This is a genomic window from Mycobacterium sp. ML4, assembly GCF_054515735.1.
This window is the reverse complement of record NZ_JBTNSY010000033.1, coordinates 24,429-41,455: the sequence shown is the minus strand read 5'-3', so window position 1 is coordinate 41,455 and position 17,027 is coordinate 24,429. Positions and strand designations below refer to the sequence as shown.

The following is a 17,027-nucleotide window of genomic DNA, read 5'->3' as shown; positions in this document are numbered from 1 at the left end:
CCGGGCGCTTCGGACAGCGACCCGCACGTGTGAACTTCCGATCACCGCACCGGCGCCGCTGGTGTGAGGACTACCAGACGTCCCCGTCGCGCCAGTCGCACATCAATTCCGCTGAGGTGTCCAGGGTCACGCTCACCGGCAGGACGAAGATCGAACCGTCGTCGTCGGGTGTGCGGGTCGGGCCGGTCGGAGCCAGTACCGACGTCGGGCCGAGCCAGGGCAGCCAGCCGCGGGCCGCATACAACCGGCGGGCCTGCACCGATGAGCTGAGCGCACCGAGTTGATACGCGCCGCGCATCACCTGCTCGACGCCGTCCAATAGTGCGCGCACCAGCCCTTGGCCGCGCCAATCTTCCCGTACCGCAACACCTTCGACGTAGCCGCAGCGCAAAGCGCTGCCGCGGTAGATCAGCCGGCGCTGCACCACCGCGGCGTGCGCGATGATGGCCCCGTGGCGCCAGATCAGCGCGTGCATCCCGCCCAGAGTGTGGTCCCAGTCGCTGTCGGTGAAGTCGCCGGCGAACGCCGTGGTGACCATCTGGTAGATGCTCTGGCGCGTGTGCTTGTCCAGGTCGGCGGTGTGGACCAGGCGTGCGGTGTGCACGATGCCTGTTCTACCAGGTTCGCCCTATCCCGCCAGCCGCGGCCGCGCCCAGCGCAGCCGGACGTGCTGTCCGGGCCGCACCTGGGCAACCTTGTCGATGTCCTCGTCGATCACCACTGCGATCACCGGGTAACCGCCGGTGACCGGATGGTCGGGACCCAGGATCACGGGTAACCCGTTGGACGGCACCTGGATTGCTCCGCGCGTCGCGCCCTCGCTGGGCAGCTGCCGGTTCGGGTCGCGGTGCGCGAGCGGGCGCCCCACGAGGCGCATGCCCACCCGGTCGCTGCGGTCGGAGGCCACCCAGTCGGTGTGGACCAGGATGTCGGGGTCGACGAACCAGTCGTCGCGCGGTCCGGGTATCGCGAGCAACTCGACCCCGTCGGTGGTGATGGCGGCCACCGGCGCCTGGTCGATCTCGGGGTAATCGGCCGTGTGGTCGCCGACCGGGAGGACATCGCCGGCCTGCAGCGGCAACGGTCCGATCGCAGACATCACGTCATAGCTACGCGAGCCCAGCACCGGTGTGACGCTGATGCCACCGCGCACCGCCAGATACGTCCGCAAGCCGGCCCGCGGCGTGCCGAGTGATATCACCTGACCGTCTCGCACGTGGTGAATACTGTTGGTACCGAATATCTTTCCGTTTACCGTCGGATCGGTGTCGGCTCCGGTCACCGCGATGTCGACATCCCCCCCGCGGACCCGCGCGGTCAGCCCGCCGAAGGTCACTTCCACCGTCGCCCGATCATCCGGGTTGGCTACCAGCCGGTTGGCCAGCGTGTGTGCTCGGCGATCGGCCGCCCCGGAGGGAGCGACGCCCAGATGGGCGAGCCCGGTGCGGCCGAGGTCCTGGACGACCGCCAGCGGACCGGTGCGCAGGATTTCCAGAGTGGTCATCTCAAGCCCCCGTCAGAGAGCCCTGAACCGGACCCACCGGCCTTGCGTGAGCAACGCCGGGTCGGACCTGTCGATGTCCCACAACACCGCATCGGTGTGGCCAATGATCTGCCAGCCGCCCGGTGACTGCCGCGGGTAGACCGCACTGAATTCACCGGCCAGACCCACCGCTCCGGCCGGCACCGATGTGCGCGGCTCGGACCGCCGTGGCACCCGAAGACGTTCGTCGCCACCGATCAGGTAGGCAAACCCGGGCGCGAAACCGCCGAAGCCCACTCGCCACCGGGTGCCGGTGTGAGCCTGCACGACCTGCGCGATGCTCAGGCCGGCGTGATCGGCCACGTGGGTCAGGTCGGGACCGTCGTAGACGACGTCGATCACGATGTCGTCGGCCGGATCGCGGGGGCGGGCGCTCGCGTCCGTCGCGGACACCCGCAACTTTGTGATCCGCTGTCGGGTGACTCCCTGGACGCGCGGTCCTTCGAGCCGCACCAGTACGGTGACGGAGGCCGGGACGATGTCCACCACGCCGGGTAACCGTGCCGCCCGCAGCGCGTCGGTCCAGGCCAAAACCTCTGCGGTGCTGTCACATTGCAACATCAGCGCTTGATCGCCGTAATCGAGCACGGTATGAGCCAAGTCGGGGCCTCTCGAGCATTCGGTGATCGCCGTCACACTCATGATTCGAAGGTAGCGCCGCGATCAACGACGGCGCGAGCTGTTTTCGAGCACTGCCAGAGGTGCCTTAGCAAACGCTCAGAGCGGCATCAGCCCAGAATATTCGCCAGTTGAGGGGGAAGCTGATCGGCGACCACGGGATAGCTGAGCGGCGACGCGAAGGCGATCGCTCCGGCCAGGTCCTTGCCGGTAAAAATGTGGCGTTTCTGTGCGGTCGCCTGCGACGCCGCCACGTCGGGGTCCGCCAGCAGCACCTGCTCCTCCTCGGGGCTCTCCGTCGACCAGATCACCACATCGGCGGAATCCAGTACATCCTTGATGCGATCGCGGGGAATCACCGCGCGGTGGTCGCCGACGTACGGCTTGATGCTGTCGGCGACCACCAGGCCCATCTGGTTGAGGAAGTCGGTCCGCCACGCCGCCGCGGTCGCCACGATCGTGCCCTGCCAGAGCCGGCCCTGCATCAGCAGCGCTTTCTTGCCCTTCCAGGACGGATTTTTCTGCCCCACGTCGGTGAATCTGCTGTCGACGGCGCTCACCAACGACTTCATCTGATCGGCCTGGAACACCGCCTGGCCGATCGCGGCGGCCTGGTCCTTCCACGGCTCGAAGAACGCGTCGCCGTCGGACTGCGCGATGGTCGGCGCGATAGCTGACAGCTTCTGGTAAGTGTCGGCGTCGAGGCCGGCGTTGGTCGCCACGATCAAGTCCGGCTTGAGCCCGGCGATCTGGTCCACCGGTATCCCGTTGTCCAGGCTCAGCACAACGGGTTGCGCCGCACCGAGTTTGGGCTGCGCCCAGGGCCACACCGCGAAGGGCTGGTCGCCGAACCAGTTGGTCACGGCGATGGGGACCACACCGACGGCCAGCAGGTCGTCCTGTTCGGTGTAGCCGGCGCTCACCACGCGCTTGGGTGGTTCCTTGACGACGGTCTGACCGAAGAGGTGGGTGACGGTCACCGATCCGCCGCCGGGCTGCGATTTGTGGTCGGAGCACGCAGCAAGCAGCCCGGCAACCCCGGCGGCCTGCAAGAATCCCCGCCGACTCCATCCCTGCTGCACAGCGTGAGAGTATCGCGTGTGTTACCGGACCGTCAGTTACGTGGCCGGGGCTTGGGCGTATAACCCTCCCAGGGCGAGTAATCGGCGATCAGCTCTTCTTGCGGCGGACGCTGGTCGGTCGGCACGTGCTGCAGGTTGATCCGGATCCGGTACCAGATCGAACTGGGTCCGCGCATGCCGTCGACCAGCACGTCGACCGGCTGCAACAGCTCGGCTGCGGCGGGATGGCGCTCCCGCCAGGTGTCCAGCGCGGCCATCGCCTCGTCCTTGGTCTTGGTGCGGGCGACCTCGATCAATGGCATCACGGACTGTCGTCTGCCGTCGGCCGACTTCTTGACGCCGCGCGGTGCCTTCTCCGGGGGACCCAGTTCCTCGGCCAGCCCCAGCAGTTCGTCGAGGCTGCCGCTCGCGTCGTCCATGCCGGCCCACGGATCGCCGATTTCGGCGAACCGGCCCGGCACCGTCGCGATGGTGAAGTCCGCGGGGCGGCAGTCGGCGACCTCGTCCCAGCGCAGTGGTGTCGACACCCGGGCGTCCGGAGTGGCGCGCACGGAATACGCCGACGCGACCGTTCGGTCCTTGGCGTTCTGGTTGAAGTCGACGAAGACTCCCTCGCGTTCTTCTTTCCACCAGCGGCTGGTGGCCAGATCGGGTACCCGTCGTTCGACTTCGCGGGCAACGGTCTGTGCGGCCAGGCGCACCTTGGTGAACGGCCAGCGCGGGGCGATCCGGGCATAGACGTGAAAACCCCGCGAGCCGGATGTCTTGGGCCACGCCGAGAGGCCGTGATCCTCAAGCACCTGCCGGGCCACCAACGCCACGTCGACGATGCGCTGCCAATCGACGCCGGGCATCGGGTCCAGATCGACCCGCAGCTCGTCGGGGTGCTCAAGGTCGTCGGCGCGCACCGGATGTGGGTTGAGGTCCACGCAGCCCATATTGATCACCCAGACCAGGCCCGGGGCGTCATGGATGACGGCCTCGTCGGCCGAGGTACCCGAGGCGTACCGCAACGTGGCGACGTCCACCCAGTCCGGCCGCTTGGTGGGCGCGCGCTTCTGAAACACCGCCTCCTCGGTGATGCCCTTGACGAACCGCTTGAGAATCATCGGCCGGCCAACCACCCCGCGCAGCGCGCCGTCGGCCACCGACAGGTAATAGCGGACCAGGTCGAGCTTGGTGATGCCCTGATCAGGAAAAACGACCTTGTCCGGATGGGTGACGGTGACCTCGCGGCCGGTCACTTCCAGCGACACGGGTTTGGTCATGGAACTCGATGGTAATTCGGTCGAAACCTACCGATCGCTTTGCGACCCTCGTCACATATGGTGAGGAACATGCCTAACCTCAGCGACCTGCCCGGGCAGATCCCTGCCAAGATTCAGCAATACGTCGAACGTGGCGCAGCCGAACTGCACTACGTGCGCAAGATCTTCGAAGCGGGCGCGTTCAGGATCGAGTCGCCCCTCAAAACGGCGGCGATGGCAGCCGATATCGCCAAGTGGGGCGAATTCGGCATGTTGCCGTCGCTGAACGCCCGGCGCCATCCCGACGCGCGGGCCGTCATAGACGAGGAGGGCGAGCTCACCTATCAGGAGCTGGACGAGGCCGCGCACGCGGTAGCCAACGGCCTGATCGAGATGGGCGTCAAGGGCGGGGACGGGGTGGCCATCCTGGCCCGCAACACCCGATGGTTCGTCATCGCCAACTACGGGGCGGCCCGGGCCGGCGCGCGCATCATCCTGCTCAACAGCGAGTTCTCGGGCCCGCAGGTCAAGGAGGTCGCCGAGCGCGAAGGCGCGAAGGTGATCATCTACGACGACGAGTACACCAAGACGGTCAGCAAGGCTGAGCCGGAGCTGGGCAAGTTGCGGGCACTGGGCACCAACCCGGACAGCGACGAGGATTCGGGCAGCACGGACGAGACGCTGGCCGACCTGATCAAGCGCAGCAGCAAAGAACCCGCGCCCAAGGCCAGCAAGCATGCGTCGATCATCATCCTGACCAGCGGAACCACTGGAACGCCCAAGGGCGCCAACCGCAGCACCCCGCCCACGCTGGCGCCGGTCGGCGGGATACTGTCGCACGTGCCGTTCAAGGCCAACGAGATCACCTCGCTGCCTGCGCCGATGTTCCACGCTCTGGGCTACCTGCATGCCACCATCGCGATGTTCCTGGGCTCCACGCTGGTGTTGCGCCGCAAGTTCAAGCCACCGCTGGTCCTCGAAGACCTGGAGAAGCACAAGGTGACCGCCATGGTCGTGGTGCCGGTGATGCTGTCCCGCCTGCTCGATGCGATCGAGAAGATGGACAAGAAGCCCGACCTGTCGCACCTGAAGATCATCTTCGTGTCCGGCTCACAGCTGGGTGCCGAGTTGGCGCAGCGTGCACTCAAGGACTTCGGCCCGGTCATCTACAACATGTACGGCTCCACCGAGATCGCGTTCGCCACCATCGCCGGGCCCAAAGACCTCGAAAAGAATCCGGCCACCGTCGGTCCGGTGGTCAAGGGCGTCAAGGTCAAGATCCTCGACGACAACGGCAAGGAGAAGCCGCAGGGCGAGGTCGGGCGGATCTTTGTCGGCAACGCCTTCCCGTTCGAGGGCTACACCGGCGGCGGTCACAAGCAGATCATCGACGGTTTGATGTCTTCGGGCGACGTAGGTTACTTCGACGAGGACGGCCTGCTCTACGTCAGCGGCCGCGACGACGAGATGATCGTCTCGGGAGGCGAGAACGTGTTCCCGGCCGAGGTCGAGGACTGCCTCAGCGGACATCCCGACGTCGTTGAGGCCACCGCCATCGGGGTGGAGGACAAGGACTGGGGTCACCGGCTGCGGGCGTTCGTCGTCAAGAAGGACGGCTCCGATGTCGACGAGGACACACTCAAGAAGCACGTGAAAGAGGAGCTGGCGCGCTACAAGGTGCCGCGCGAGGTCATCTTCCTCGACGAGCTGCCGCGCAACCCTACCGGCAAGATCCTCAAGCGCGAATTGCGCGAGTGGAACGTCGAAGACAAGGGCGACTAAGCCGCGCGAGCAGACAGAAAATCGCGCTATTCGTGCCGAATTCGCGCGATTTTGTGTCTGCTCGCGCCACTGGGGGTGCGCCCCGGACTACGGGTCGCGGGGCAGCCCCAGCAGCCGCTCGGCGATGATGTTGAGCTGCACCTCCGAGGTGCCGCCGTAGATCGTGGTGGCCCGGCTGGACAACAGATACTCACCCCACATGCCCTGCACGGTTTTCGGGTCGCTGATGACGGCGTCCGCGCCGAACGACGACACCGCGAATTCGGCGTAGCCCTGGCCGGTGCGCATCGACAGCAGCTTGGAGATCGCAGCTGAGGGCATCGCGTCGCCGCCGGCCAGGGTCAGCAGCGTCGAACGCAGGTTCAGCACCTTGGCGGCGTGACCCTCGGCGATCAACTGGCCGGCGCGGTGCCGGGCGACCTGATCGAAATGGCCGTCCCGCACGAAGTCGACGAATTGCGGCAGGCTGGCCAGGAAGTTCTGGTCGCTGCCGCCGATCGAAACCCGTTCGGCGGTAAGGGTGTTGCGGCTGACCTCCCAGCCCCGGTTCACCTCGCCGAGCACGTATTCATCCGGCACGAACACGTCGTCGATGTAGACGGTGTTGAAGAACTCCTGCCCGGTGAGCTCCCGCAGCGGCTTGACCGTCACACCTTCACTCTTCATGTCCAGCAGGAAGTAGGTGATGCCCTGATGCTTTGGAGCGTTCGGGTCGGTTCTCGCCAGCAGCGCGCCCCACTGCGAATACTGTGCGGCAGTGGTCCAGATCTTCTGGCCGGTGATGCGCCAGCCGCCGTCGACCCGAGTCGCCTTGGTGGACAGGCCGGCCAGGTCGGATCCGGCGCCGGGCTCGGAAAACAGCTGGCACCAGATCATTTCGCCGCGGAAGGTCGGCGGCAGGAAACGCTGCTGCTGTTCCTCGGTGCCGAACGCGACGATGGACGGGATGATCCATGCCGCGATGCCCACTTGCGGCCGTTTGACCCGCCCGGCGGTGAACTCCTGGGCGATGATGACCTGCTCGACCGGGCTGGACGCGCGGCCCCACGGTTTGGGAAGGTGAGGGAGTACCCAGCCGGCTTCGGCGATCGCGACGGTGCGTGCCTCCCGGTCCATCGCCTTGAAGGCCGCCACTTCCGCGCGGATCTCGGCCCGCAGTGCCTGGGTTTCGGGGTCCAGGTCGATGTCCACTGCGCGCGTCCCGGTGGTGGTTGCGGTGTCCACCACCCGCTGGGGGTATTCCGAGGCGCGGCCGAAGCAGGCGGCCAGCATCAGGGCCCGGCGGTAGTACACGTTGGTGTCGTGTTCCCAGGTGAAGCCGATGCCGCCGTGCACCTGGATGCAGTCCTGCGTGCAGCGCTGCGCCGCGGTGGGCGCCAGCGTCGCCGCCACCGCCGCGGCGAATTCCAGGTGCTCGCTGTCTTCGTCCAGGGCCCGCGCCGCATCCCACACCGCGGCGGTCGCGCGCTCGGTGTCCGCGACCATTTCGGCGCACTTGTGCTTGATTGCCTGGAACTGCCCGATCGGGCGGCCGAACTGCTCGCGGATCTTGGCGTAGGCCGATGCGGCATCGGTGGCCCAGCGCGCCACCCCTATTGCTTCGGCCGACAACAGCGTCGTCATCAGCGCGTGGGCCTTGACCATGCTGAGGTTGTCGAGCACCACGTCATCCCCGACCTCGACGGCGTTGGCACGCACGTGGGCGATAGGGCGCAGCGGGTCCAGGCTGCCCACCGGCTCGACCTCGAGTTGTTCCGAACGCAGCACCACCCACTCTTCACCGCTGTCTATCGCGACCGGCAGCACCAGGATGGCCGCCTGGGCGGCGGCCGGGACGGCGCGGACTTCGCCGCGAATCACCAGCACGTCGCCCTGGCGGGTGGCCGTCAGGCCGGAGTCCAGCGCGTAGGCGCCGATGGCCGCGCCGGATGCCAGCTCGGCGAGCACCTTGGCCTCCGGGTCGTGCGCGGCGATGAGCGCGCTGGCGATCGCGGACGGGACGAACGGCCCGGGCACCGCGCCGTGACCGAACTCCGCCAGCACGATGGCCAGCTCGAGGATGCCGAATCCCTGGCCGCCAACGGATTCGGCCAGGTGGACGCCTTGCAGGCCCTGGTCCGAGGCCGCCTGCCAGTAGGGCGGCGGATTCCCCACCGGGGTTTCGAGCGCCGCGTGCAGCACTTCGGACGGCGCTACCCGCGCCACGAAGGACCGCACCGAATCGGCCAGGTCTTGATGTTCGGGGGTGATCGCGATCGGCATTGGTCGCCTTCCCATGGATTTGAGGTCCGTTTCGGCCGGGCACTTTCCAAGCTAACAACCAGTGGGTGGGTTGACGACAGCGGTTCTGGGTCACGGCCACCGCTGCCCGATCCACTCGGCGATCATGTCGGCCTGCTGGTCGCGGGCGCCGGGGGTGGTGAAGTAGTGATCGGTGTCGATGCCGGCCTGCGATTTGTCGCTACTGGCCAGAGCGTCGAAGATGCGGCGGGCGTCGGACGGGAAGACGCCGGTATCGGCTTCGGCATTGATCACCAGGGCCGGGCAGGTGATGCGGTTCAGGTGCGGCTCGGCCCGCGTCTGTGCCACGCGCAGGCTCCACATACCCAGCCAGTTGCGCAGCGTGCAGGCCGCGGCGATCCCGTGCGCGGAACGGTTGGCCTTGACCGGCTGGCCCGCATAACACGAATTGGGTTGGCGCTTGGTGGGTTCGATGGCCGGGTCGACCATCCGCGGATCGGCCCAGGTGCGCATCACGGTGAACGGCCGATCGGAGAAGCCGGCGGCCCGAACGCGTGCGAGTTCGGCTTCGGCCCAGTCGGTGATGGCGTGATTGCGTGCCACCTGTGCCGCACGATAGCGCTGCACGAACTCCGGTGTATACGGCGGACCGTTCATCTCGTCGAATAGGTCCAGCGCGGGATCGGTTGCGACAGGATCGTTCTCGTCGACGACGGCGCCGTCCATCCAGGCGGTGAGCACGTCGGGTCGCCCGGGATGGGCGGCGGTGGCGACATAGGCGTCGGCGGCCGGCAACTCGGTGATACCGGCGGCGGGCCGCATGCCTTCCAACGGCGTTACATTCGGCTCCTCCGCCTGCGACTGGTAGGCCGACATCAACGATCCGCCGCCCGAATTACCCAGAAGCACAACGGTTTCCACGCCAGTCACGTCGCGCAGCCAACGTACCCCCTCGCCGATGTCCACCAGCGCGTGATCGAGCAGGAAACTGCTTTCGAAGCCGCGGAAGCGGGTGTTCCAGCCCAGGAATCCGATGCCGCGGGCGGCGAGGTAGCCGCCGATGTAATGCTCGGAGAAGTCGATCTGATAATGCGTGGCGATCACCGCCACCTTGGGCCGGTGTCCCGCCGCGTGGTGATACAGACCCTGGCAGGGGTGGCCGCCCGCGCCGGCGCGCCCGGCGGTAGGCGAGGGCAGGCCGATGAACTCGCGGAGGATCTCGGTCACCGACGATGCTCCTCGCCGTAGATGGTTCGGTAGTAGATGTTGGCCAGCGTCCGGATACAAGCCTGATCGTCCGGTGGATCCCGGCGGGTGAGCTGGATGTAGCAGAACTGATTGAACATCGCGACTATCGCCTCAGCCAGCAACTGCGGGTCGTCGTCGCGACAGTAGCCCCGTTGCTGAGCACGCCGGACTTAGTCCGCAATGAAAGATATTGGAATGGAACACATCTCGTCCCAGTGCTGAGCGAAGTCCGTGCTGACCATCGCCAGTTGCGACACGCTGATCATCTCCGCGAGCCGGTGTCGATAGGTGTGCCAGTGGGCCGCGGCGGCCTGGTGCGCGCGTTCACGTTCGGACAGGCCGTGTTCGGTCACCGAGAGCGCGCGCTGGTTGGCCTCGTCACGGAATCGCAGTGCCCACTGGCGCACCATGGCTTCTTTGGAGTCGTAGTAGTTGTAGAACGAGGCGGCCGAGCGGCCTGCCTCGGTCGTGATGTCCGCGATGGTCGTCGCCAGAATGCCTTTGCGCGAGATCACCGTTCGGGCGGCGGCGTCGATCGCGGCCTGGGTTCGCCGGCCGCGGTGAGTGGGGAACCGGGGACCCGCTCGTTCTGCCGCGGTCACCTGCACCTCCGGAATCTGAATCTGATGTTAGATTCAGGTACGGATCATAAACCAGGGGAGTAGCGCCATGATCAAGCCGCACAACACCAACAGCGAGTTCGACCTCGGCGGAATCAACCACGTGGCGCTGGTGTGCTCGGACATGGAACGCACCGTGGACTTCTACAGCAACATTCTCGGCATGCCGCTGATCAAGTCGCTCGACCTCCCGGGTGGCGCCGGCCAGCACTTCTTCTTCGACGCGGGCAACGGTGACTGCGTCGCGTTCTTCTGGTTTGCCGACGCGGCCGACCGGGTGCCGGGCATCTCGTCGCCCACGGCGCTGCCGGGCCTCGGGGACATCACCAGCGCGGTGAGCACCATGAACCACCTGGCCTTTCACGTACCGGCCGACAAATTCGACGCCTACCGGCAGCGGCTGAAGGACAAGGGCGTGCGGGTCGGTCCGGTGCTCAACCACGACGAGAGCCCGATGCAGGTGTCGGCTACGGTGCACCCCGGCGTGTACGTACGCTCCTTCTACTTCCAGGACCCTGACGGCATCATGCTGGAATTTGCCTGCTGGGTAAGGGAATTCACCGAAGTCGACACCCCGGCGGTACCCAGGACGGCGGCCGATCGCCGCCCGCCGGTCGGCGCGCCGACGTAGGTGCCGGAACTGGCGGCAAGGGTCAAGCGGAGCGGTGAGTCGGCATCGCGGTGGGCATATGGCGCCGATGCTGTTTCGCCCGTTGCTAAGTGGCTGGGCCGCCCATGTCCTTGGACCACGGGTCATCGGCGGTACACGTGCGCGCGGTGCTCGATTCGTCCGACATAGAGCACGCTGTCGTCGGCGAGGACTCGGAAGGTCACCCGGTAGTCGCCGCGCCGCGCCACCCGCCAACCTTCGAACTGGAAGCGCAGTGGCTTGGACACCCGGTAGGGATCGGCTGGCAGCGCGACCGTGATGAACTCGGCAATGGCAGCGGCGACTTTGTGCGGTAGCCGCTCGAGAGCTCGGGCCGTCGAAGGTGACAGTTGGACCGACCAGGTATCGTCGTGTTCGGTCACCGCAGACCGTAGCGACGACGAATCTCGTTGCCGCTGATCGTATTACCCGCTGCGTAATCGACATCGGCCTGCGTTAGTTCGTCGGCGAGACCGGGGGTTTGTAGCGCATGAAGCGTCTCGTTGAGAGACTCCAAGTCGTCAGCGGACATGATGACCGCGGCCACCCGGCCGTGTCGCGTGATCTGAATAATCTCGTGCGTGGTGTCAGCCTCATCGACCAGGGCCGACAGTTTGTCTTTGGCCTCCGACAGCGGTACCTGTTTCATGCCCAGCATTATAGCCTGAATTATAGCCTGGATATGGCCTGTTAATTAGCCGATAATCGGGTTAGGTCTCCGGTTGGCCCGGTTCGTGCCGCTCGCCGCGCACCCGCACCCCGATGTGAGCCACCCTCGCGTGACGACGGCGTTGCCGCGCCGCGAGTGGCGGCGATGGAACCGAGGCGGACCGCCACGCGACGGCGTCGCGGGCCGAGTTACTGGCCGATACGACCCCGTGATGGTAGCAGAAGCCCATTATCCTTGTGCATCAGCCGATTTCGCAATGTACCGGTAAGCCTGCCTGTCCGATCGCATCGTATTGGGCGTCCGAAGGTGAGGGCAGTGGACGGTGTGCGATGCCGGTCAGCCACTGCATTCGGCCGCACCGTTGGGGTATCGACGGGATCGTCACGTTTGATCAGTTCGTCGAGAATTTCTTTGCTGCGACGTGAGAGACCGGGTCGATCAGTAAGCGGCCACATCTTGATCTCCGCATCGGCGAAGTCGGCGAATGCGGCGATGGCATGGAAAAAGTCGGAGATAAACCGTGCGCCGAGCGCAGCGATGTGCAGCCGATCTGGGAACGGAGCCTCACCCGCCTGATATTGGCGAAAGAGCTCGATTTCGCTGTCTATGTGATCCTGCGCCCAGATACGTAAGACCGCGATCGCTCGCAGTGCATTCTGGTGATCACCCTGGTCGGCGAACAGAATTCGTAAGCGGGGCTCTAGTTCGATCCGTGGCGGGCTGCTGGGCTTCCCGAGCCATTCCCGTAGCGCTTCCCGACCTTCCTCGGTGATTTCACAACGGTTGCGGGAGCGATCTTCGAGTTCGACGGTCCCGACCTACTCTGCGAGCGTGTCTATTGGGACCGCCTCACTCTGTTTGTCCAGCTCGGTGTCGCCCGGGACCCCGATACGCGAGCTGGCAAGCTCACCACCGTACTCAGCCACCCTGTGACGCTCGCTCGCGCGACAATTCGAGCGCGCAGGCCAGGCAGAAGATAGGACCGATTCGTGGAGGTTGGGGGCTGGGCACGACTCAGCAGGTCGACCACCACGCGTTAACGCGCCGGCGCACGGTCTGTTCAATAGTCATCATCGACTCCCGGCAGTCGCGCCCTAATCTGATAACGCGCGTTTCCTGATAGTGGCTGCTGCTGCACGCCGATGTCAAGATGGATTTCATGACCTCCCCGAGCGCGCGGCCGTACCGCGGCATCGAGGCGGCTCAACGGCTGGGAGCACGCCGCAACCAACTGTTGAAAGCGGGCCTGGATCTACTCGGCTCGCCCGATGAGCCGGAGCTGACAGTCCGCAGCGTCTGTCAGCGCGCCGGGCTTTCCGCCCGGTATTTCTATGAAAGCTTCAGCGATAAGGATGACTTCGTCGAGCGCGTCTATGACTGGGTGATCGCCGAACTGGCCGCCACCACGCAGGCAGCGGTGGCCGCAGTACCTCCTGATGAGCAGCCCCGCGCCAGCATGGGCAACGTGGTGCGGACAGTCGCCGGAGACGCCCGCATCGGGCGTCTGCTGTTCAGCACGCAACTGGCCAACGCGGTGGTGATGCGAAAGCGCGCCGAGTCCAGCGCGCTCTTCGCGTTGCTCTCCGGCCGGCACGCCGTGGACACGCTGCGCGCACCGGCCAACGAGCACGTCAAGGCGGCCGCGCATTTCGCCGTCGGCGGCGTCGGGCAGACGCTGAGCGCATGGCTCAGCGGCGACGTGCAGATGACCGCCGACGAACTCGCCGATCACCTGGCATCGCTGCTGGTCGAGCTGACCGAACCCAGCCTGTACCGTCCGGCTAGGGCATCAGCGGTATCTGCCAGGGCCGCATGTCCGGGTGCAGCCACAGACGCAGCCATGTCAGACGCACAATTCGCAGTGAGCCGGAGATCAGCAGATAGGCCATCGGCGCCTGGATCAGCATCGCGGTGACCACCGACACCGCGGCGTCCTCGGGTTTGGCGGTCATCAGGTCAAACCACCCGTCGCAGATCAGCAGCACGCCGGTGGTGAACCCGGTAAGCACGATCAACTGCCGGCGCAGGAATCCCAGCACCGCCGTGGCCGCCATGAACCCCAGCAGCAGGATGTCGAAACCGATCCACGTCGCGGGCCAGTTGTGGGCCACGTACTTCTGCGGCAGCGTGACCGATAGGTAGCCGATCCACGGGATCATCACAATCAAGCCGCAGACGATCAGACCGAGCCGGATGCGCCGCATCCGGGCCAGCACCTCCGGGTCTTCCAGTTCGCTCAGCGGCCTTTCCAGCCTGCTGATCAGCTCGCGCCGCTGCTCGGGGCTCAGCGCCTCGATCTGTTCGTCACTAAGAATGCCGTGGGTCACGCTCAAAGTATCGGGGGCATGGCCTGGGCTAGACCCTGACTTAGCCAAGAAGTTGTCAAACGACCGCCATCGCGGTGCGGACGGAGGGCAGCGAGCCTCTCGTATTGAAAACGATTATCAAAATCAGTAATCTCTGAGGTCGGTGTTTGCCGAACGGAGGGGCGTACTGATGGCCACGATGTGGATGGCGTCGCCGCCTGAGGTGCATTCGACCCTGCTCGTCAGCGGTCCCGGACCGGGGCCTCTGCTGGCGGCTGGCGCGGCGTGGTCGGCGCTGAGCGCCGAATACACGCAAGTGGCTGATGAGTTGCTGGCGCTGTTGGCCGCGGTGCAAGGCGGAGCGTGGGAAGGTCCGAGCGCCACGCAGTATGTTGCCGCACATCAGCCCTATCTGGCGTGGCTGAGCCAGGTCGGTGCGCGCAGCGCTGAGGCCGCCGCCCAGCACCAAGCGGCGGCCGCCGCCTACACCACTGCCCTGGCGGCAATGCCGACCATGGTCGAGTTGGCCGCTAACCACGCGGTGCACGGGGTACTGGTGGCGACCAACTTCTTCGGCGTCAACACCATCCCGATAGCGGTGAATGAGGCCGACTACGTGCGGATGTGGATCCAGGCGGCGACCACGATGGCGACCTACGACGCGGTGGCGGGTACAGCGGTCGCGTCGACGCCGGAAACCGCTCCGGCCCCCGAGATCGTGGTGACCGAAGACGATCACGGGCATGACGACCACGAGGACCACGACCATGGGGACCCGACCGCACTGGACTACGTCGTCGCAGACGTTCTGCGCACGCTCACCGGAGGCCAGATCGACTGGGATCCCCTCGAGGGAACCCTCAATGGGATCCACATGCACGACATCACCGATGCCACACAACCCATATGGTGGGTAGCGCGGTCGCTGGAATTCGGCCAACAGTTCGAAACGTTTGTCCAGCAGTTGTTCACCAATCCGGTTGGGGCTCTGGAGTACGTGGTGCAACTGGCTGAGTTCGACTGGCCTACTCACCTGGCTCAACTGGTGCCCGTGCTGCAATCCCCGCAGTTGTTGTCCTTTGCGATGGGTGGCGCGGTCGCCAATCTGGGCGCGGTGAGCGGGTTGGCCGGGCTCGCCGGGCTCGGCGGGATACCTCCGGCGGCGGTCGCGGCGATTTCGCCGCCGGTCGCATCGGCCACACCCCTGGTCTCCGTCGCCGGATCCGCGCCCAGCATCGTGGCCTCCGCCGCGCCCGCGGCCCCGGCGCCGGCGTCGGCACCCGCGACCACCACGGTCGTCGGCTCGGGCACCGCCCCGCCGGCCGGTGGACCCGCTGCCGGCTTCAGCTATCCGTTCCTGGTGGGCGGTGGCCCGGGCGTCGGCTTTGGCTCGGGCATGAGTGCGTCGGCCAGTGCCAGTCGAAAGGCTTCCCAGCCCGACTCGGCGGCGGCCGCCGCAGCGGCGGCCGCGCGTGAGCAGGCGCGCGACCGTCGCCGGCGTCGTGCGGCGGCACGCGGCCACGGCGACGAGTTCGCCGACATGAACGTCGACGTCGAGCCGGAGTGGAACACACCCGGCGACCGTGAGCCGGCGATGGCGGCCGCGGCATCCGACGTCGGCGCCGGGGCTTTCGGCTTCACCGGCACCGTGCGCAGAGAAGCCGGCCGCGACGCTGCGGGGATGGCCACCTTGGCCGACGACGAATTCGGCGGCGGTCCGCGGGAGCCGATGCTACCCGGCACCTGGGATCCCGACCGCGCTTGATCATAGGCGCCCCGGCGCCCCGAAAGGCCAGCGGCACAAGCGGTGCCCGTCCGCGCCGCGCTTGCGGGCCGGAAGTGGTCGGCCCGCGTAGGGTCGGTTTCGTGCGGAGCGAACGCGACAGCTGGGACATCACCACGAGTGTCGGATCGACGGCGTTGTTCGTCGCGACCGCGCGGGCACTGGAAGCCAACAAACCCGACCCGCTGGTCGTCGACCCGTATGCGGAACTGTTCTGTCGGGCGGTCGGCGGTTCCTGGGCCGACGTCCTTGACGGCGACGCCCCCGGCCACGAGCTACTCAGCGACGACTTCGGCCGGCACTTCGTCAATTACCAGGCCGCCCGCACCAAGTACTTCGACGCGTATTTTCAGCGTGCCGCGGCAGCCGGGGCGCGGCAGGTGGTGATTCTGGCCGCGGGACTCGACTCGCGTGCCTACCGGTTGCCGTGGCCGGACGGAACCACGGTTTACGAGCTGGATCAACCGCAGGTCCTGCAGTTCAAGCGCCAAGTGCTTGCTGAGCATGGTGTGCAACCGCGTGCCCAGCGGCGCGAGATTGCCGTCGATCTCCGCGACGACTGGTCATCGGCCCTGCAGGACAACGGCTTTGACCCCACCCAGTTTTCCGCCTGGATCGCCGAGGGGTTGTTGATCTACTTGCCGGCCGCCGCGCAGGAGCAGTTGTTCACGGGTATTGACGCGCTGGCGAGCCTCGGCAGCCATGTGGCCGTCGAGGACGGTGCTCCGATGCCGCCGGACGAATTCCAGGCCAAGGTCGAAGAAGAGCGTGCCGCCGCCGACGAACGGCCGTTTTTCCAGCTGGTGTACAACGAACGCTGTGCACCGGCCACCGAATGGTTCGGTCAGCACGGGTGGACGGCGATCGGCACGTCTCTGAACGACTACTTGCAGGAGGTGGGTCGGCCGGTGCCCGAGCCCGGCTCCGTGGCGGCACCGATGTTCGCCCGTAACACACTGGTGAGTGCCACCAAGCCGTAGCGCAGCCGTCGACGTGTATGTGAGTTGCAAAAGAAGTCGACTGTGCCTGGAACTTTCAGGGCGCGCGTACGACTACCTTTCCGTGCCGCTCGTGCCATGGATGGCATTCCCGCCCGAGATTCACTCGGCCCAGCTCAGTAGCGGCCCGGGACCCTCGGGCTGGTGGCGGCGGCTCAGGCCTGGCGGTCGATCGCGGTCCACGACGCCGCCGCCGGCGAACTCGTCGGTCTGCTGGCAGCGGTGCGGGCCGGGGCCCAT

General features: G+C 66.4%; 14 protein-coding genes and 2 pseudogenes. 6 read left to right on the top strand and 10 right to left on the bottom strand.

Annotation, left to right across the window (positions count from 1 at the left end):
* Positions 1-70 precede the first annotated feature (70 nt).
* From ACX9NE_RS26390 to ligD, 5 genes are all read right to left on the bottom strand, one after another.
* On the bottom strand, positions 71-607 hold the full coding sequence (locus tag ACX9NE_RS26390) for a GNAT family N-acetyltransferase (RefSeq protein WP_459364578.1): 537 nt from the start codon (positions 605-607) through the stop codon (positions 71-73).
* A gap of 21 nt (positions 608-628) precedes the next feature.
* Entirely contained in the window at positions 629-1,504 is an 876-nt protein-coding gene (locus ACX9NE_RS26385; protein ID WP_459364562.1) for a 5-oxoprolinase/urea amidolyase family protein, read from the bottom strand.
* A 12-nt stretch (positions 1,505-1,516) separates the two neighbouring features.
* Positions 1,517-2,185, bottom strand: coding sequence for a 5-oxoprolinase subunit B family protein (locus tag ACX9NE_RS26380; protein ID WP_459364561.1), 669 nt, complete (start codon positions 2,183-2,185; stop codon positions 1,517-1,519).
* 86 nt (positions 2,186-2,271) lie between these two features.
* Entirely contained in the window at positions 2,272-3,243 is a 972-nt protein-coding gene (locus ACX9NE_RS26375) for an ABC transporter substrate-binding protein (RefSeq protein ID WP_459364560.1), read from the bottom strand.
* A 32-nt stretch (positions 3,244-3,275) separates the two neighbouring features.
* Positions 3,276-4,511 (bottom strand): non-homologous end-joining DNA ligase, encoded by a 1,236-nt coding sequence (ligD, locus tag ACX9NE_RS26370; protein ID WP_459364559.1) that lies wholly within the window; start codon positions 4,509-4,511, stop codon positions 3,276-3,278.
* Between the two features lie 69 nt (positions 4,512-4,580).
* Between ligD and fadD2 the strand changes: the two genes are divergently transcribed.
* Positions 4,581-6,272 (top strand): long-chain-fatty-acid--CoA ligase FadD2, encoded by a 1,692-nt coding sequence (gene fadD2, locus ACX9NE_RS26365; protein ID WP_459364558.1) that lies wholly within the window; start codon positions 4,581-4,583, stop codon positions 6,270-6,272.
* Positions 6,273-6,359: 87 nt separating this feature from the next.
* Here fadD2 and ACX9NE_RS26360 read toward each other — a convergent pair whose 3' ends face one another.
* From ACX9NE_RS26360 to ACX9NE_RS26350, 3 genes and pseudogenes are all read right to left on the bottom strand, one after another.
* Positions 6,360-8,534 (bottom strand): acyl-CoA dehydrogenase, encoded by a 2,175-nt coding sequence (locus ACX9NE_RS26360; RefSeq protein ID WP_459364557.1) that lies wholly within the window; start codon positions 8,532-8,534, stop codon positions 6,360-6,362.
* Between the two features lie 90 nt (positions 8,535-8,624).
* Positions 8,625-9,740, bottom strand: a complete 1,116-nt coding sequence (locus ACX9NE_RS26355) for an alpha/beta hydrolase family protein (protein ID WP_459364556.1) — start codon at positions 9,738-9,740, stop codon at positions 8,625-8,627.
* A pseudogene (locus ACX9NE_RS26350) lies at positions 9,737-10,363 on the bottom strand (TetR/AcrR family transcriptional regulator). The gene ACX9NE_RS26355 and the pseudogene ACX9NE_RS26350 overlap by 4 nt, the downstream one beginning before the upstream one ends.
* Before the next feature lie 67 nt (positions 10,364-10,430).
* On the opposite strand from ACX9NE_RS26350, the gene ACX9NE_RS26345 reads away from it, so the two are divergent.
* Entirely contained in the window at positions 10,431-11,012 is a 582-nt protein-coding gene (locus ACX9NE_RS26345; RefSeq protein ID WP_459364555.1) for a VOC family protein, read from the top strand.
* Between the two features lie 122 nt (positions 11,013-11,134).
* On the opposite strand, the gene ACX9NE_RS26340 is transcribed toward ACX9NE_RS26345, so the two are convergent.
* Complete coding sequence (locus ACX9NE_RS26340; protein ID WP_459364554.1) at positions 11,135-11,413, bottom strand: type II toxin-antitoxin system RelE family toxin; 279 nt, start codon at positions 11,411-11,413, stop codon at positions 11,135-11,137.
* Positions 11,410-11,679 carry a type II toxin-antitoxin system Phd/YefM family antitoxin gene (locus ACX9NE_RS26335; protein ID WP_459364553.1) on the bottom strand — a complete coding sequence of 90 codons (270 nt, stop codon included), beginning with the start codon at positions 11,677-11,679 and terminating at the stop codon, positions 11,410-11,412. The genes ACX9NE_RS26340 and ACX9NE_RS26335 overlap by 4 nt, the downstream gene beginning before the upstream one ends.
* A gap of 1,171 nt (positions 11,680-12,850) precedes the next feature.
* Between ACX9NE_RS26335 and ACX9NE_RS26330 the strand changes: the two genes are divergently transcribed.
* The 4 genes and pseudogenes from ACX9NE_RS26330 to ACX9NE_RS26315 all read left to right on the top strand — a co-directional run.
* Positions 12,851-13,615 carry a TetR/AcrR family transcriptional regulator gene (locus ACX9NE_RS26330; protein ID WP_459364552.1) on the top strand — a complete coding sequence of 255 codons (765 nt, stop codon included), beginning with the start codon at positions 12,851-12,853 and terminating at the stop codon, positions 13,613-13,615.
* A 581-nt stretch (positions 13,616-14,196) separates the two neighbouring features.
* Positions 14,197-15,771 carry a PPE domain-containing protein gene (locus ACX9NE_RS26325; RefSeq protein WP_459364551.1) on the top strand — a complete coding sequence of 525 codons (1,575 nt, stop codon included), beginning with the start codon at positions 14,197-14,199 and terminating at the stop codon, positions 15,769-15,771.
* Positions 15,772-15,872: 101 nt separating this feature from the next.
* On the top strand, positions 15,873-16,769 hold the full coding sequence (locus ACX9NE_RS26320; protein WP_459364550.1) for a class I SAM-dependent methyltransferase: 897 nt from the start codon (positions 15,873-15,875) through the stop codon (positions 16,767-16,769).
* Positions 16,770-16,869: 100 nt separating this feature from the next.
* Positions 16,870-17,024 (top strand): annotated as a pseudogene (locus tag ACX9NE_RS26315) (PPE domain-containing protein); the annotation flags it as partial.
* Positions 17,025-17,027: the final 3 nt, after the last annotated feature.

What these genes read in the sequence shown, in the direction of transcription:
- ACX9NE_RS26385 (WP_459364562.1), bottom strand. Translation starts at nt 1,504, where the DNA reads ATGACCACTCTGGAAATCCTGCGCACCGGTCCGCTGGCGGTCGTCCAG.
- ACX9NE_RS26380 (WP_459364561.1), bottom strand. Translation starts at nt 2,185, where the DNA reads ATGAGTGTGACGGCGATCACCGAATGCTCGAGAGGCCCCGACTTGGCT.
- ligD (WP_459364559.1), bottom strand. Translation starts at nt 4,511, where the DNA reads ATGACCAAACCCGTGTCGCTGGAAGTGACCGGCCGCGAGGTCACCGTC.
- fadD2 (WP_459364558.1), top strand. Translation starts at nt 4,581, where the DNA reads ATGCCTAACCTCAGCGACCTGCCCGGGCAGATCCCTGCCAAGATTCAG.
- ACX9NE_RS26360 (WP_459364557.1), bottom strand. Translation starts at nt 8,534, where the DNA reads ATGCCGATCGCGATCACCCCCGAACATCAAGACCTGGCCGATTCGGTG.
- ACX9NE_RS26345 (WP_459364555.1), top strand. Translation starts at nt 10,431, where the DNA reads ATGATCAAGCCGCACAACACCAACAGCGAGTTCGACCTCGGCGGAATC.
- ACX9NE_RS26335 (WP_459364553.1), bottom strand. Translation starts at nt 11,679, where the DNA reads ATGAAACAGGTACCGCTGTCGGAGGCCAAAGACAAACTGTCGGCCCTG.
- ACX9NE_RS26330 (WP_459364552.1), top strand. Translation starts at nt 12,851, where the DNA reads ATGGATTTCATGACCTCCCCGAGCGCGCGGCCGTACCGCGGCATCGAG.
- ACX9NE_RS26325 (WP_459364551.1), top strand. Translation starts at nt 14,197, where the DNA reads ATGGCCACGATGTGGATGGCGTCGCCGCCTGAGGTGCATTCGACCCTG.